13 protein-coding genes are annotated in these 16,854 nt (G+C 38.8%); 8 read left to right on the forward strand and 5 right to left on the reverse strand.

All coding sequences use genetic code 11. The annotated features are described in order from the left end of the window. Window positions 1–57: 57 nt before the first annotated feature. Together I6F10_RS09345 and I6F10_RS09350 are read right to left on the reverse strand one after the other, a co-directional pair. Complete coding sequence (locus tag I6F10_RS09345) at window positions 58–2,646, reverse strand: TonB-dependent receptor (RefSeq protein WP_197098749.1); 2,589 nt, start codon at window positions 2,644–2,646, stop codon at window positions 58–60. A gap of 234 nt (window positions 2,647–2,880) precedes the next feature. Then, a complete protein-coding gene (locus I6F10_RS09350; protein WP_331461826.1) occupies window positions 2,881–4,098 on the reverse strand; it encodes an ROK family transcriptional regulator in 1,218 nt (405 codons plus the stop codon). 226 nt (window positions 4,099–4,324) lie between these two features. Between I6F10_RS09350 and fucP the strand changes: the two genes are divergently transcribed. From fucP to I6F10_RS09380, 6 genes are all read left to right on the forward strand, one after another. Beyond that, a complete protein-coding gene (gene fucP, locus I6F10_RS09355; protein WP_182196869.1) occupies window positions 4,325–5,632 on the forward strand; it encodes an L-fucose:H+ symporter permease in 1,308 nt (435 codons plus the stop codon). A 131-nt stretch (window positions 5,633–5,763) separates the two neighbouring features. Further along, window positions 5,764–6,372 (forward strand): flavin reductase family protein, encoded by a 609-nt coding sequence (locus tag I6F10_RS09360; protein WP_197098750.1) that lies wholly within the window; start codon window positions 5,764–5,766, stop codon window positions 6,370–6,372. A gap of 33 nt (window positions 6,373–6,405) precedes the next feature. Further along, the gene (locus I6F10_RS09365; protein WP_197098751.1) at window positions 6,406–8,061 is read left to right on the forward strand and encodes a YHYH protein; all 1,656 of its coding nucleotides are present in this window, start codon (window positions 6,406–6,408) and stop codon (window positions 8,059–8,061) included. 9 nt (window positions 8,062–8,070) lie between these two features. Further along, window positions 8,071–8,601 (forward strand): hypothetical protein, encoded by a 531-nt coding sequence (locus tag I6F10_RS09370; protein ID WP_197098752.1) that lies wholly within the window; start codon window positions 8,071–8,073, stop codon window positions 8,599–8,601. Next, window positions 8,601–10,046 carry an ATP-binding protein gene (locus I6F10_RS09375; protein ID WP_197098753.1) on the forward strand — a complete coding sequence of 482 codons (1,446 nt, stop codon included), beginning with the start codon at window positions 8,601–8,603 and terminating at the stop codon, window positions 10,044–10,046. Before I6F10_RS09370 ends, I6F10_RS09375 begins: the two co-directional genes overlap by 1 nt. 38 nt (window positions 10,047–10,084) lie before the next feature. Beyond that, window positions 10,085–10,759 carry a response regulator gene (locus tag I6F10_RS09380; protein WP_182695987.1) on the forward strand — a complete coding sequence of 225 codons (675 nt, stop codon included), beginning with the start codon at window positions 10,085–10,087 and terminating at the stop codon, window positions 10,757–10,759. A 24-nt stretch (window positions 10,760–10,783) separates the two neighbouring features. Here the strand turns inward: I6F10_RS09380 and I6F10_RS09385 are convergent, their stop codons facing one another. Next, entirely contained in the window at window positions 10,784–11,641 is an 858-nt protein-coding gene (locus I6F10_RS09385; RefSeq protein ID WP_182196864.1) for a PA4780 family RIO1-like protein kinase, read from the reverse strand. A 302-nt stretch (window positions 11,642–11,943) separates the two neighbouring features. Between I6F10_RS09385 and I6F10_RS09390 the strand changes: the two genes are divergently transcribed. Both I6F10_RS09390 and I6F10_RS09395 read left to right on the forward strand, forming a co-directional pair. Further along, window positions 11,944–12,219 (forward strand): EF-hand domain-containing protein, encoded by a 276-nt coding sequence (locus I6F10_RS09390; RefSeq protein WP_197098754.1) that lies wholly within the window; start codon window positions 11,944–11,946, stop codon window positions 12,217–12,219. A gap of 12 nt (window positions 12,220–12,231) precedes the next feature. Beyond that, window positions 12,232–12,687 carry a hypothetical protein gene (locus I6F10_RS09395; protein WP_197098755.1) on the forward strand — a complete coding sequence of 152 codons (456 nt, stop codon included), beginning with the start codon at window positions 12,232–12,234 and terminating at the stop codon, window positions 12,685–12,687. Between the two features lie 88 nt (window positions 12,688–12,775). Here I6F10_RS09395 and I6F10_RS09400 read toward each other — a convergent pair whose 3' ends face one another. Then, window positions 12,776–14,155 (reverse strand): FG-GAP repeat domain-containing protein, encoded by a 1,380-nt coding sequence (locus tag I6F10_RS09400; protein WP_197098777.1) that lies wholly within the window; start codon window positions 14,153–14,155, stop codon window positions 12,776–12,778. A 501-nt stretch (window positions 14,156–14,656) separates the two neighbouring features. Further along, window positions 14,657–16,597 carry a putative bifunctional diguanylate cyclase/phosphodiesterase gene (locus tag I6F10_RS09405; RefSeq protein WP_197098756.1) on the reverse strand — a complete coding sequence of 647 codons (1,941 nt, stop codon included), beginning with the start codon at window positions 16,595–16,597 and terminating at the stop codon, window positions 14,657–14,659. Window positions 16,598–16,854 lie beyond the last annotated feature (257 nt).

Below are 16,854 nucleotides of genomic sequence, written 5' to 3' on the forward strand. Positions count from 1 at the left end.
TTCCTAAAAATTGCGAGGGTATCGCTTTGCATGAAGATACCCTAGATTAGAGTAAAATTAAAAACGCTTACCAATAGTAAGGCTAAAGGTACGAGGTAAGACAACGCGCGCATTAAATGTAGTTGCTTGACCTGCTACCGTTTCACCTGCGCGAGGATCTCCCTCTGATAAGCCTTCTGAGTTATTTAGGTTTTTAACATCGGCACGAAGGTAATAACCGTCTTCGTTTTCAAGGGATAAACCAAGGTTTAACATGCCATACATAGGCAGTTCTGCTGTGTTGGCGTCGTCGGCATAACGTTTACCGCTCCAAGAGTAGCTACCATGAATAGCTGCCATACCCCACGAAAAATCTTCAAACTGATAGCTACTAGTTAATTGGCCAAAGTGCTTAGGCACACGTACAGGTAAGTTGCCGTTTATATCAATAGAGGCAGAGCTTCCATTAGCATCCAAGTATTGCGCCGCTGGTGTGTTTACAAATTCGGGTGATTGGTACGTTGCAGATACACCAATGCGCCAGTCTTGGGTGATTTGCAGGTTAAATTCGGCTTCTACACCTAAGGTTTCTGTGTTTCTAAAGGCTTGACGTTGCACTACTTGACCATTTTCAACAGTAGGTACATTAAAGAATAAATCATCCGCAGCGGCGAAGTAACCGGTTACAAATGCTGCGACATCACCCTCGTTATATTTAATGCCCACCTCGGCCATTACCGTTGAAGCTGGTTGTGTTTCACGTCTCTCAGAGTTATTAAATTGATTAATTTCCTCTTGACTAGTTAGGTTGGTAATCGCCATGTATTTATCTACATCAGGCATACGAAAACCATCTGCATATCGAGTGAATACCGCTAAGTCGTCGTTAAATTTGTAGTTAGCTGCAACTGTCCATGCCATTTCGTTGTATTCAACATTAAAGTTTCGGTAAGTCCCATCACCAAAGGGCAGGGTAATATTCCCATTGACGGTATCAGTATCGCTGGCAAAACTGTCAATTGTGTAATTAGCTTGGTTTTGCGCTTCCCCATCTGCTTTGAGGGTTTCGTACCTTAGGCCCAGATTAAACGACACATCTTCAAGCTCGTATTCAAAGTCAGCAAAGGGCGCCAGGGTATTTTCACTATAAACAATATCGGCAAAACCATGTGATCCAGCCTGAATACCTTTGTAAGTACCGCTGGCAATGTCAAGACCTTGTGCATCTGTAAATACAACATCTAAGCGCTGCGGCAGGGGCTCTACTGATTGCAGTGTATTAATTCGATAGTCGGTAACATGGCCATTAATATTAGAGAAGAATAAGCCAAAATTAGCATAAAGAGTCCCTTCGCCTACATCATCAAAGGTGTAGTTGAATCTGGTTTCGTTTTGAAAGTTATCGCCTTCAAAACGTCTATGCCAAAAGCCTGCGTTTATTCCGTATCCATTGGTGTTGTAGGTATTTACGTTGCTTGAATCAGCCAATACAAAGCCGTTTCCTGCATCGCGTATATCGTAACTTAGGTTACCATCAACCATGGCACCTGCAAGGACATCAGTATTTGCAGCATATATAGCTTGTGCTTTACTAGCTAACGATTCGGCGTTACCTACGTTAATGATGCCGGAAAAGGTTGTTAGCATATCGGTATAACGCATTTGATTTGAAAAGACTAAGTTTTCGTTAATTTCAATTTCGGTTGTATTGCCAAAGTAGGTCACATTAGCGTAGTTACCATCTGCAATATCCAAATCAATGTCGCCGCTTGGGGTGTTATTAAGAGTTAATAAACGCGCACCTGCTGAGTTACCGGTGGTGCCATCTCTGATATCCATTCCGCCTGGGATTGTTTTAGCATTGGTGGTTGAGCCTATTAATGGCTGAGGAATAAAAAAGAATGATCTATCGTTTTGTTTATTAAACTCAAAGCGGGTAAAGCCGCTGCCATCTTTAAAAAAGTGCTTAATATTGCCATTAAGCTCACCACCTTGGTTAGCTGTATACCCCGGATCGCGTGCGGAGTCATCCTTGCGATACCAAGCGCCAACAGCATAGGTTGTCTGATCGTCTATTGATCCGCTAACCCAACCTTGTCCACCTAGGCGGTTGTTGCTGTTGGTTTCAAAAAACACATCACCTTGGGTATCATCGGAGCCTTCACGAGAAATAAAATTAATAAACCCAGCTGGCGCGCTACCAACAAAAATTGACGAGGCACCACCACGAATAGCTTCAACGCTGCCAACAAAATTAGACAAACGGGTAAAGCGATCATTTTGAGTAAATAAAATATCTTGATTATAAAACACGGTCATACCATCACGAAGTAGTGCTGTAAACTCTGTTTGCGTTGATAACGGAAAGCCTCGTGGGGCTACGTTGTTACCGGTTTCTCCACCGGTGTCTTCGGCATGAAAACCAGGAATACTTCGCACTAATTCAGCAACACTGTGCGGAGCCAATTGCTCTAACTTTGCTTCGTTAAAGGTAGTTATTGCATTAGTTGATTCGATTTTCTCTTTTGGCCGAGATGTTCCCGTTACAATGATGCGCTCAAACCCTAAATCACTTTTTGCTTCTTGTTGCTCTTGTGACAAGACGCTAGGGGATATGGATAGACCTACAGCGACTGCAATTAGAGTCATTTTTGCTGATACTTTCATTTTTCTGTTCTCTCTTTGTTGTGTGTGTATACAAATTTGCGGTTTTATTAATCCAACATGTCAGTGTTATCAAATTTGTAAATAGAATGTAGAGAACTTAAAATAATAAATCAACTATTATTACTTATTATTTTTTGTACAGCTTTTTGATTGTTTGAGTGAATTTTTTACCTCTGATAAAAAATAAATAAGCAGCCAACGTTACCGATGGCTGCTTTTTAAGGTTAAAGTATATTAGTGGTGTGAAAGGCTTGCGTGATCTTGAGAAAAGTTGATAAGTAACGGTAGGTTAGCGCAGCCTACTGATTGAGCCTTGGCGCCAATAGAGCCACTTTGTACTTCACAGCGATTAATACCGCGATGATCAGCCTGGCTCAATTTTAACTTTGTTGCCAAAACTATTTTTTCTCTGACATTGATAGGAATGGCGCCATCAATGACAATCGCCTCAAAATCAAAAATAGCTAAAGAACACAATGCCGCGTAGGCGAGACCATCTGCAACTTGGTCTATCCACTTATCGAGTACGGGGCCTAAGTCTCCCCAATACTCTTTTGAACTCCACAGTATGTCAGTATTGTAGCCATCACCTTTGAGCATTTTTTCGAGAATATACAGTGATGATTGCATAATAAGTTGTTGGGAGGTTAGTTGACCTTCACTATTAAGCATAGGCCTAGGTAATGAGCCTATAGCGCCGGCATTACCTTTTTTACCGGTAAATAAGGTTTCGTTTATAACAACTCCACCACCAATAAAAGTACCAATAAAAATATATAAAAAATCGTTAAAACGAGCAGGATTACCAAAGCTTAATTCAGCTGAACAAGCCGCGGTATCATCATTACATACATACACGGGAAGGTGTACAATTTGATTTATTTTTTCTTTAAAATCAAAAGACTTCCATTCATTCAATACTGTTTTTGGAGCGCCGGCTTCTTCTGTCCAGTTCCAAATTTCGTAAGGGGTTGCAACACCCACACCTAAGATACGCTTGGCTAATTCGTCACTTAAGCTCATTTTAAGTACGCTGATCCCTTTCTCTAAAAAGGTTAGCAAGCTCTGTACTGTGGGGTAAGCGCAGTTTTCGTGCAAAGTTGCGCGTATATTTCCTACTAAGTCAATCAAGGTTAAATCAAAACTGCGACGACCTACTTTTAAGCCAATTCCAAATGCACCATTTGGATTTAACGCAAATGGGATGGTTGGTTGGCCAACCTTGCCACGCTGAGGGTCTTTCCGTATTAATAACGATTCGGCTTCTAAACTATTGATAATTACTGTGACGGCCTGTGCTGAAAGCCCTGTTTTTTGTGCAATTTCAGCTTTTGGAGCACTACCGTGTTGGCGAATTAATGACATAATTCGGCGTTCATTATGAGCACGCAGGCCAGATTGGCTTCGGCCTTCTTGTAAAGAGAGTCGAGGGTTTTTAGATTTGATAATTATTCCTACCTAGTTGTTATTATCTTGAATAACCTGATTAATTGTACACCGAGTGTGTGTAATTGGCGACTATATTAGCTTTATTGCCGGGTTCATTTCATATTATTAAATTTACGACAGAGTATAAATAAGTCACAGGAGGTAAATAAATAACTATAGTTGATTTATTGACGGAATGATATTTAACTGGTTAAATGCTTTACTTAACATTAACAACTGAGACACGGCAATGACCACACACACACACACACAAACACCTCTTGTCTCCAAGGAGATGGTGGTTCCCTTTATTTTACTTGTTCTGTGCTTTGCTGCATGGGGAGCTGCGGCAAACATGACTGATCCGCTAGTAAAAGTGTTTAGTAAAATTTTTACTATGTCGTCAGTGCAGTCTGCATTGGTACAATTTAGCTACTATGGAGCTTACTTTTGCTTAGCTATTCCGGCGGCATATATCAATAAACGCTTTTCGTATAAAACAGGTGTGTTAACCGGTTTAGGGATGGCTGCAATCGGAGCATTTTTGTTTTATCCCGCCAGCCAAGCAATGACTTATGGTTTTTTTTTAGTGGCTTTGTTTGTGTTAGCTGGAGGCTTATCTATTTTAGAGACATCAGCAAACCCTTATGTAATGGGAATGGGCACCCAACAAGGTGCAACTCGCAGGTTGAATTTGGCGCAATCATTTAACCCTGTCGGTACTAACATTGGTGTTTTTTTAGCCGCTACCCTTATTTTACCAAAGCTCAATACAGCAACCTCTGGTGAGCGGACTAATATGAATAGTGAGCAATTAACTAGCATTATAAGCGCAGAACTTGATGCAGTTATGGTGCCTTATGTTGGTATGGCTTGTGTGTTGGTTTTTATTTGGTTGGCAATTGCGTTTACTAAAACACCTAATTTTTGTAAGCAAAAAAAAGTCTCTAAGCATGTAGAATTTAGTGCAACGTTAAAGCGCTTGTTTAAAAATACCCATTACCGCTTTGGTGTTATCGCCCAGTTTTTTAATGTTGCGGCGCAAACTTGTGTATGGACATTTACCATCCAGTACGTAATGGAGGCACTCGATACAAATGAAGTTACCGGGGGAAGTATTTTACAATACAGTATGATCACCTTTTTAGTTTCTCGATTTGTAATGACCTGGCTTATGGGATTTATTCGTCCTGCCAAACTGTTAATGGCAACCTCTATTATTGCAATGCTGCTGTGTTTTTATATGGTGAAAATGCCAAATATAAGTGGCGTATGGGCGCTGGTAAGTATATCGGCTTGCTTATCATTAATGTTTCCAACTATTTACGCGATTTCACTACATGGGTTAGGCGATGATGCAAAACTAGGTGCTGCTGGTTTAGTAATGGCTATTTTAGGTGGAGCGATAGTTCCTGTATTCCAAGCTGTGTTTATTGATACATACAGTGTCGCGTTTTCTTATGTTGTGCCTGCGGGGTGTTTTATTATTGTTGCAGCTTATGCTGCATTTGATTTAAAAACAAAAGTCAGAGTATTCAATAATGTAGCGCCTTGCTAAATGGATTGAAAACCGAGCCTGAAGGCTCGGTTTTACTTTTTAACTTTTCTCATTTGTAAATCTTCTTTAACCCCAACCTTCATCGGATTAAGATATTAGGCATGTTGATATTCTTATTTAGTTGAAAAAATATGTTTTTAGATCTCACCGAAAATACCAACCAAAATGTTTACTCTTACTTAGTAGGCGGTATCAGCCCACGACCTATCGCATGGATAAGTACATTAAATAGCGAAGGTATTGCAAATATTGCGCCTTATTCATTTTTTACTGTGGCTAGTTGCAAGCCAGCTGTTTTAAGTGTTACGCAAGTAAACCCTAGTGATAAAACGAATAAAGATACGCTCAGTAATCTAATGGCAACTAAAGAATGTGTGGTTAATATTGTCAGCCAAGAGCTAGTTGAAAAAATGAACCAAAGTTGTGCAAATTATCCTAGTGATATAAGCGAGTTTGATGCAGCTAACATTGCCCAAGCTCCAAGTAAGTTAGTTAACGCGCCAAGCGTTGCCGATTCAAAAGTACGGTTTGAATGTAAGTTACGCGAAGTTATTAGTATTTCAAATGAGCCTGGCGGTGGAACAATGATGTTGCTGGATGTAGTGGGTATTTGTATAGACGATGAAGTGATGAGTGGTGGCTATATTGACCCTGAATTATTAAATGCAGTGGGCAAAATGGGCGGCGATTACTTTAGTACAACCAAAGATAAGTTTTTGCTTAAAAGGCCACAGTTGTAATTTTAATATAGATTCTTCCTTTGTTTGTGCACATTGTTTGCACTTTTACTTGTTAACTTTGTTTTATTAAACGTTAAAGTAAAGGTTCAAGCATTGAAAACACTTCTTAAAACAAAAGCCGTTAATGCCACTAAGTTATTTGCGTTAAGCGCGCTTTGTATTGCTTTAAGCGCATGTAATAGCGATTCTACAAGTACTACAACAGACGGCGAAACGGTCAGTAATAGTGCTCCAACTGTTGACGCCGGTATTGACCAAACTGTTAATGCGGGCGATACCGTTTATTTAATTTCAACAGTTGAAGATGATGGCGAAGTATCTGTTAACTGGTCACAAACATCAGGCACTACCGTTAGTTTATCTTCAAGTACTGCAACGTCTACTGAGTTTGTTGCACCTGAAGTTTTAACCGATGAAGCACTTGTATTTGAAATCAGTGCAGATGATGGCACAAACGATGTCGTTGTAGATACAGTTATAGTTAATGTTATTGCTTCATCAGACTCAGATACAGTTGATAATATTGCAAAACTTACCAGCTGGTTAATTAACAACGATACAACCTCTACTTATATACAAAACAATGGCGCAGTGGTTGAAGATGTTCAATCAGTTGAGGTTGTTACTGTTTCTGAGGAAGATGCTGACGTTGAATACATGTATGTGCAAACAACTGACATTCCTAAATATGACGTAACGCTTACACAAGACCAAGTAGACGCGTTAAATAACCGCCCGCGTGCAGCTACCGATTTTTATAACGGTGTAACCTCAGCAGCAGTAGGGCAAACCATTTCGTTTGGTGAAGATATTGGCTATAACAGCAGCACTGAAAACTGTGATGACACAGGCGGTGCGGGCTATTGGCCTCCAGGACCAGGTTGCCCAACAGAACAAGCGGTTGAAGCGTATTTTCCGATAACACCTACCGATTTATCTGACACTGAAACTTGTGAAACAGGTTTAGGTACAGTTGGCTTAATGGTTAATGGCACCAGTATATTTAACTGGGGCGATGGTATGAGCTACGGTAATAATATTTGGTATACATTAGCGCCCATTGCTGAGCAATACGATGTTGATGTGTGTGGCGGACATGCTGCTAACGGTGAATATCATCACCATTTTTACACTAGTTGCTTAGCTGATTTACTTGAAGATGATGGCGATGCGCATTCACCTATTTATGGGTTTGCAGCTGATGGCTATCCACTTTATGGTCCTTATGAAAGTAACGGACAACTAGCATTAAGTGGCTGGGAAATGCGAGATTATGGTGCACCTACAAGTGAAGGGGGTTGTGGTACTGAGGGTGAGCGAAGCTGTACCTTAGTTGATCAATACGATGTTAGCCAAGGTATACAAACAAGTGATGCAGGTCCTGCTATTGGCGCACAAGTAACGACGCTCTCTGGTAATACATTAAATGCCGACGATGGTTATTATTTTGAAGATTTCTACTATGCACAAAAAACAGTAACCGGTGCTCAATTAGATGAGCATAACGGCCACGATACTAACGATGGCAAGGGTTATCACTACCATATAACACTAACGCTAGACAGCGATGGTAAATTACAGCCTTCTTTCCCTTATCAAATAGGGCCTCGTTTTAAAGGTCAATTAGCCGATAATTCAATTGGTCGCTGTGATACGGGCGAAACAATGGGTCCACCACCAGGAATGTAAGGAGTAACTATGCGTTATTTTAAATACGCATTGATCCTAACAACTGCTGCGCTATTGAGCTTCAAGCTCTTTGCGCAGCAGGAAATGATGGATCATAGCCATATGCCTATAGCTGTGCCAAATGATACGCCAATCCCGGCATTAGGCCTTAAGTTATTAAAAGATAGTATGTCGGGTTATAACTTAATTTTAGATACACAGCGTTATGATTTGTCTGTGCCGCCAGAGGGCACGATGAACATGCAACAAATGATGGGCGTGACAACAAACCAAGACACCGGTTTTTTACAAGGTCATGCTCATTTATACATTAATGGGGTTAAAATACAGCGAATTTACGGACAAGCGTTGCATTTACCTGCTAACTTATTTAAAACGGGTATAAATACCGTATCGGTTACTTTAAATAATCATGGTCATATGTATTGGACCGCTCAAGGTAAAAAAATAGTTGCTACGCTGTATGTTAACGACCAAACCAAAGAGTTTATAACATACCGATTTGAAAGCTTTCCTAGCAAGGTTGAAAACACGCATTAATGAAAATTCATAATAAACTTTTTTTAATACTATTTAGTTTTACCTTTAGTGTTATTGCAGGGCTAGTGGTTCTTATACAGTGGAGCATAGGGCAAGGCGTAATTGATTTTGTTAATGCAAAAGAGGTGAAAGCGCTTGAACCACTTGTTGTGCAATTTGCAAAGCAATACGAACAAACACCCTCATGGGAGCGTGTTGTCGGCAATGGCGAAAACTTTAGAAAACGTGTTGAATCGCAATTAGAAAATAGCCAGTTTTTGCCTAGGCCACAAGAAGGCTCAGGTCCGCGTGGGCGAATGATGCGACGACCGCCGCCAGATCATATTCGTTTAGAGGAAGATCGCCGCCCACCGCCAGAAAATATTGCTCACTACGCTTTGCTTGACGAAAATAAACAGCGAGTAGTGGGTAGATACCTCAGCGATTTAAAATATATAACAACCCCAATTATTGTTAACGATAAAATAGTGGGTTACTTAGCAGTTTCTAAAAGAGATAGCTTGGTTGATGGCTATGAGCTTGATTTTTTACAGCAGCAAACTAACTACTTATGGTTTATTGCTTTAGCTGCGGTATTGCTAACATTAATGGTTACTTTTTTATTGTCTCGTCACCTAGTAAGCCCTGTAAAGCAAATTGCTAACGGTATGCATCGTTTAACGCAAGGTAATTACGAGACCAAACTCACGCTTGAGCGAAAAGACGAGCTAGGACAGTTGAGCGAAGATTTTAATACGCTTGCATTTACACTCGCTAAAGATGAGCAAGTACGTAAGCGTTGGCTTGCTAATATTTCTCATGAGCTTAGGACGCCAATGAGTATTTTACTCGGTGAACTTGAAGCTATGCTACTTGGTATACGAGAACCGAACGCAAAAAATATAAGTTCGGCTAACGATGAAGCCCTACATTTAAAACGCTTAATAGACGACTTGCATATGCTCAATAGCGCAGAGTTAGGAGGTATGCACTACACTATGCAACCTACTGATATGGCGTTATTATTAAATACTATTGAGCAAAAGTATCAGGTTTTGCTTGAACAACATAATATAAAAATATACCTACTAAATAGCGCTAAACACATAACTGTACAAGCAGATAAAACACGCCTTTTGCAGCTACTCGATAATATTCTAATGAACGCAGTACACTATGCACAATGTACAACTATTTCTTTAACGGCTAAAAATATAAGTATTAAAGGGCAAACTTATTTAGAGCTTATAATCGAAGATAATGGTGTCGGTGTAGAGCAGTCGCATTTATCACATTTATTTGAGTATTTATACCGAGTAGATAGTTCGCGTAATCGCCAGGAGGGCGGTTCTGGCTTAGGTTTATCTATTTGCCAGCATATAGTTAAAGGTCATAAAGGTGAAATAGCTGCAGAAAAAGCCAGCTTAGGCGGCCTTGCTATTATTATTAGATTGCCAACTATTTAGTTTATAAAATAAAGTTAAGGTTACTTACAGAGATGCCTATGAGTGAACAAATACTAATTGTGGAAGATGAAGTAAAGCTAGCTAACTTAATGAGTGACTTTTTAAGCAGCCATCACTTTATTACTCATCAAATACATCACGGGAATGAAGTATTACCTTGGCTTGAAATTAACAGGCCGAGTGTAATCTTGCTAGACATAATGTTACCAGGGCAAAGTGGTATTGAACTGTGTAAAGCAATCAGGCGCTTTTCAAACGTGCCTATTATTATGGTATCGGCAAAAGTAGAAGAAATAGATAGGCTGCTTGGGCTGGAATTAGGTGCAGATGATTATATTTGTAAGCCGTTTAGTTATGCTGAGCTGGTGGCACGCGTAAAAGCTATTTTAAGGCGATTAAATAACGCAAGTGACGTTACAGAGTCAACAATGAAGCTTGACGAAAGCAGCTACAGCGTAAAATTTAAATCAAACAGTATAGAATTGACGAACTTTGAATTTCAACTATTTAAACCTTTGTTTAACAACCCAAATCGTATTTATTCGCGCGATAGCTTAATGGACACTATGTACGCCGATCAGCGTATTGTGAGCCATCGTACTATTGATAGCCATATTAAAAAGTTGCGTAAAAAACTAGATGAAGTGACACAAACTGAAAGTGTTATCCAGTCTGTTTATGGGGTTGGCTACCGGTTTGTGCATCCACAGTAAGGTGAAATGAGCTATGACGATGAGTTACTCATCGTCGTCAGCATTTTTAATTCGCTCTAAACGGTCAAACTCTTCGTATTCGGCAGCTTGGATTTCATCAAGAATAGAATCTACATCAGCAAGTTCGTCGCTGTCTTCAAATTCACCTGTAAGCGTTGAATTAGGCGTTAAATTGGCCTCTTCAAATAGTGCCCACATTTCTTTAGCGTATTGAGTTTTTAGTATGCTTGGCGCAAATTCACCATAGTAGCGGCGTATGTTATTTACATCGCGTGCAAACATAGCTTGTGCACTGTTATTTGCTGAAGCGTTAACGGCTTGCGGTAAATCTATAATTACAGGGCCGTTATTATCTACAAGTACATTAAACTCAGATAAATCACCGTGTATTATACCTGCGCAAAGCATTAGCTTAATGTAATGTATCATGAGTTTATACTGCTCAATCGCTTGCTCTTCACTAAAAACGACATGTCCTAGTTGAGGGGCTACGTTACCATCTTCATCAGAGACCAGCTCCATAAGCAGCACGCCATCAATACAAAAGTAAGTATCAGGAACACGTACACCCACGCTAGCTAAGCGAGATAACGCATCAACTTCGGCATTTTGCCAAATTTCTTCTTCTAATTGGCGGCCATAGCTAGAGCGTTTACCCATAGCACGCGCTTGGCGTCCACCACGTACTTTTCGGCCTTCTTGATATTGTGCCGCTTTCTTAAAACTACGTTTAACCGCATCTTTATACACTTTCGCACAGCGAATATGTTCACCACAACGCACAATAAATACATCGGCTTCTTTACCGCTCATTAGTCGGCTTATTACTTCGTCAATAAGGCCATCATCAACAAGAGGTTGTAGGCGTTTAGGTATTTTCACAGATTGCCTGCTAAGTAGGGTTGGTTATTAATCATTATTTATGAAAGTGCTCTGTATTTGTTTGTTTAATTGGCTCAAGCAGTATATCAGCTTTGAGAATTAAGGGCAGTAACACTACTGCCAGAGAGTAATTAATCGTATTATTTTATTAGCTTATATATTGATTGCAAAGCAATCAACCAGAACTTTTTTTGAATCATCAGTTTTTATTAAAAATAATTTATTACTTCCTCATTATTTGCACATTGTTTGCGTTTTTGAAGCGTAAGCTTAGTTTAATTCTTAAATACGAGGTTATTACTATGAAGCATTTTTCAACTCTTGCCACTGTGGCAATATTATCTATTGCTTTTTCAGCTAATGTAGCTGCTCGAGGCGGTGACAATCCTCCTGAAAAACCTGACTTTTCAACTATTGATACTGATGGTGATGGCGTAATCAGCTTTGAAGAGTTTTGTGCTAAAAAACCGCCGCACGGTGATGCACAAACAATTTTTGATTCTATAGATGCCGATGGTAATGGCGAAATTACTGAACAAGAGCTTAGCGATCATAAACCACCTCGTCGTGAACGTTGAAAGGATACTAAAATGATTAATAATATTGGCAGCAGCTCTGCGAGTTTTGTGCCGCAACAAAGTAGTCAAGCTGCAAAATTAACAACAGAGCAAAGTGATTTTGTTAAAGAAACGCTTGCACAGTTTGATGCAGAAAACTTAACTAGCGACGATGCGCAAAGTATTCAAGCGGCATTTAAAGAGCAAGGTATTGAACCAACAAAAGAGCTTGCTGATTTAATGGGCGGACTCGAGTTTGATGCTAAAAGCATTGGTGATGCAGGAAGAGCTGAAGGTCAAAGACCGCCGCCACCGCCACAAAACTCATTAGAATCAGTCGATACAGACGAGGTAGTGAGCTACTTAGATGAGCTCTTAACTGAGTATTCAAACCAGTTGTCTGATGAAGATAAAGAATCAATCCTTGCATCAGTGCAAGAGAAGTTTGGTTTAAGTGAAGGCGATTCGCTGCTAAATGTAACTGCTTAGGTGTTATTACTTAGAGTAAAGCTGACTGTTACTCGAAAGTCTTAAGTCCAAAGCCCAACGGTTAATTCTGTTGGGCTTTTTTATTGGCTTAATTTAATCGTGTTTCTATTTTGCTGGTGCCATCTTCTTCGGTAAATTTAAATACAAAATCTTTTTTACCGTCTTGGTTTATATCTACCAGAAGAATATCTTTATTATTTTTAGGCAGCGTTAGCTTTAATTTTTTGCGTTTATCATTTAGCAGTGAGTCTTGCTCTCCATAATAAATATACAGCGTTTTTTTACTGTATTTGTATACCGCATCAATATAGCTGTCGCCGTTAATGTCACCTAAATAGAGAGCCGGTTCTGATTCATCGCCATTCATCCCCACTTCCATTTCTAAATCAAGTTCAATACTCGATTTATTGGCAAATGAGCCGTCGGGTTGCTGCTTATAAAGATTCATTTCTAAATCTACATCAGTACTGCCACCGCCTAATGCCATAGATGCGATAGTACCTAAGCCAATATCTAAGTCCATTTTTTGTAAATCAATTAAGCCATCATTATTAAAATCAGTTTTGAGCAATAACTCACTAGGGCCCTGTGTTTCAAATAAGGTAATGGGTGTATTAGTAAAACCTTTAGCACTCCCTAGGTACAAAGTATGTGCTATTTTTATATCTAGCGAGTCCATACCTTGTGTAGGCTTAAACTGTCTGGTTGTAAAATCTAGAAATCCGTCGTTATTAATATCAATAATTTGCTTTATTTTGCGAGTCTCGCCATTGCTTAGCTCGCCTAGCTCAATGCTAAAATCAATTGAGGTAAGCTTTTGCTCAAAGCCCTCTGAATTAGCAAGTAGTACATCTGCTCCAAAGTCATTTGAAAAAACCAGGTCGTTTAATCCGTCGTGGTTAAAATCGATAACGACAGGTTTATTGTTAATATTAACTTCTAAAGAAAGCCCTTTTCCTGAAAAGCGGCCTTCATACTTAGGCGTTTGTTTAAATTTGTTAGGCTTAAAGCTGCCATCTTTATTTTGAATGTATAAAGTACTGCTTGCTAACCCAGGGATAAAAATATCGCTTAGACCGTCGTTGTTAGCATCGAAAACAAAGTCTACTTTTTCAAACTTATCTATTTTTAATTGATTAAGAACCGACTCATAATTAAACAACAATGTTGGTTTACCTGCTTGGGCTTTATATACGCCATCACTTGTTAGTACGAGTGCTTGTTTATCGGTGATGTTAGCAAGTGTTGCCACATCAAACCCGATGGTGTTTTTTGGTAAAGCAAGTTCACTACTAAGTGATGTAAGTAAATTGATGGCTTCTAATTGTTTTGATTCTTTATTATATGCAAATAAAATCTCTGAATCGGTTGGTACTAATTCATCCGTTGTTTTTATTGCCATTGTTTGAGCTATAACGCTTATGGGGGTAAGTAAAGTGATGAGTGAATAGCAAAGTGGTTTTATTATGCAGATTCCTTTTTTATATTTAGTTGTATCGTTAAAGTTTTTATTATTTAAGCAGCATCAGCGCATAATTTTTCCTACTATCCAGCGCTGGGGCTTTTTCGTTTAAACGTAATATACATATGTAAGTTGGATTATATTTAGCCTACGCTAATTACTATGTACTGGGTGTAAGCAATTGTAAGATTATGTTTTAGGGAGGGGCTGTTGACCTTTAAGGATTGAAACTTGTTCAATCTAAGGACTATTTAATCGCGGCGCGAGGTTTGTAACCTAGTAACAAATAGTCAATCTCCCTAGGCAGAACCCTTTGGGCAGCGCATGTTTGGCATTAATACTACGTTATCAACCGGTTATGGGGGATAACCACACTCCACAGGCTCTACCTTGCCTAAATACCAAACAGTTTGCTGCAAATTTAACCTCAAAAAATAAACAGGCCCTAATAAGAAAGGTAGCGCATAACTCATATGGTAGCTAAGCGCTTTTAGAAGTGCTTGGTTATTAACTACATTGCTTATTTTGCTCATTTAAATAAGCATCTACAAAACCTACTTCCATCGGTTTTGAAAAGTAATAACCTTGTAGGTGAGATACACCAATTTTAGTGAGTGTGTTTGCTTGCTCAATAGTTTCAACGCCTTCTGCAACAACAGTAAAATCTAAAGTAGAGGCCATTTGTACAATTGCATGAATAATACTTAACCCTCGTTTATCCATATTTTGAATAAAGCTTCTGTCTATTTTTACTATATCTACACCAATATCAAGCATGCTTGATAGTGATGAGTAGCCTGTACCAAAATCATCAATTGAAATACAAAAGCCTTGTTTTTGTAGTGCTTTAACGGCTGTCAAAAATGTGAGTTTATCCTCGGCAAATACTGACTCAGTAATTTCTATGTGTAGGTTTTTAGGTTCTACCCGGTGGCGATTTACTATTTTTAATACCTTAGATACAAAATCAGGATCTTGTAGCTGAATAACGGATACGTTTACGCTTATAGCAATTTGTGGTTGTAAGTGACTTAATTTTGTTGCTTGTATACATGCCTGTTCTATTACCCAAATACCTAACTCGGTTATTAAACCGTATTGCTCGGCAATAGCTATAAATTCATCAGGGAAAATATTTTCACCATCTAGTTGCCAGCGTAATAATGATTCAAAAGAGGTTACTTTTGAGGTTTTGCTATCAACAATTGGTTGAAATACTAGCCTTAAACTATTTTCTTCTATGGCACTGGCTAAGCATTGACTCAAAAGATACTCTCTTTCTTGTATTAATTTGAGTGAATCGTTATAAATATTGATATTACCTTTCGCCATGCGTTTTTGGTGATACATTGCAGTATCAGCAGAGCGAATTAAAGTATTAAAATCACTCCCGTGCTCAGGGTACATGGCCATTCCAATAGTTGCGGATACCCATTTTTGATATTTATATGTTTCATGCTCGGCGCTAATGCTTTGAAGCACTTTATTAGCAAACTCGATAAGCTCAGTTTGGTTTTGATACGTTGCTAAAATTAAAAACTCATCCCCGCCCCAACGGCATTTATAGAGTTGTTGGTTGCATACATTACTAATTCTCAGTGCTATTTCTTTTAATACTTTATCGCCCACTTTATGACCCAACGAATCGTTGATTTGCTTAAAACCATCTAAATCTACAAATAATAAAGCAAAGGGTTCTTTAGGGTTATCTGCTAGTTGTTTGTTTGCATTTTTTAAAAATGCGGTGCGGTTTAATAGATTTGTGAGTGGATCGGTATTCGATAAACGGTAAATTTCTTCAGTGCGTTGTTCGACCTTGTTTTCCATTTCATTAAGCAGCTCTCTGTTTTGGTTTTTGAGCTTGATTGCATTGTGTGTAAATGTGGCTGATCTGTACGATGAAGCCACCATAATAACAGTAAATGTTAGCCCTAAAATACCGAGGACAGAGTTGTAGTTATCATTAGAAAGGGTTAATAAAAAAGAATAGGGGGCCAGTAAAATAATGCTATAGAGTACAGCGGTTACTCGACTTCCTGAAAGCAGATTTGCAGAGCCTCCTGCAAATGCCGATAAAATAGCAATCGTGGTTGTCGTCTCTATTGCTGATGAGGTGCTATGAAACCAAAGTGCATACCCACACCACGATAGCGCAGTTAAAATACACCCGGTTGAAAATCTTTTTGAGTATGTGTCAGCATTAAATAACGGGTTATCCTTTTTGGTTTTATAAAACCATATAACATCAATAGCGCGAGCTGCTAATAAGACAACCATAATGCTTAGCCAAATACTTTTTTCGTAGGATATTTTCTGGTTATTTAAATCAAAAGCAAACACTAATATAAAACTGACTACAGTCGAAATGGCAATGCCAGAGATGGCATTAGAGTATAAAATTTTAACGGTTTCTCTGCGTTCTTCACTATTTAGATTTTTATATGGCACTAAGTAAAACCTTATACAAAAGTCACTCCAACTAGCGATGGAGAAACGTTCAAGAAATACAGTAAATATTTCAGATGAACAAAAGCGTATTAAACATCGATTAGTTAGGCTCTAATCCTGAGTATAAGAATAAATATAGTTTATGAAAGCAAAAAAAAAAGCTAGCACAGTAAAAAGGCTCATAATAAATAATCATTATGAGCCTTAAAATTATTAAGCAGGTTAAAGTGTTAACGACTTTACTTGCTGTTTAGTAG

Source organism: Pseudoalteromonas sp. SWYJZ98 (genome assembly GCF_015864495.1).
Classification (GTDB): Bacteria; Pseudomonadota; Gammaproteobacteria; order Enterobacterales; family Alteromonadaceae; genus Pseudoalteromonas; species Pseudoalteromonas distincta.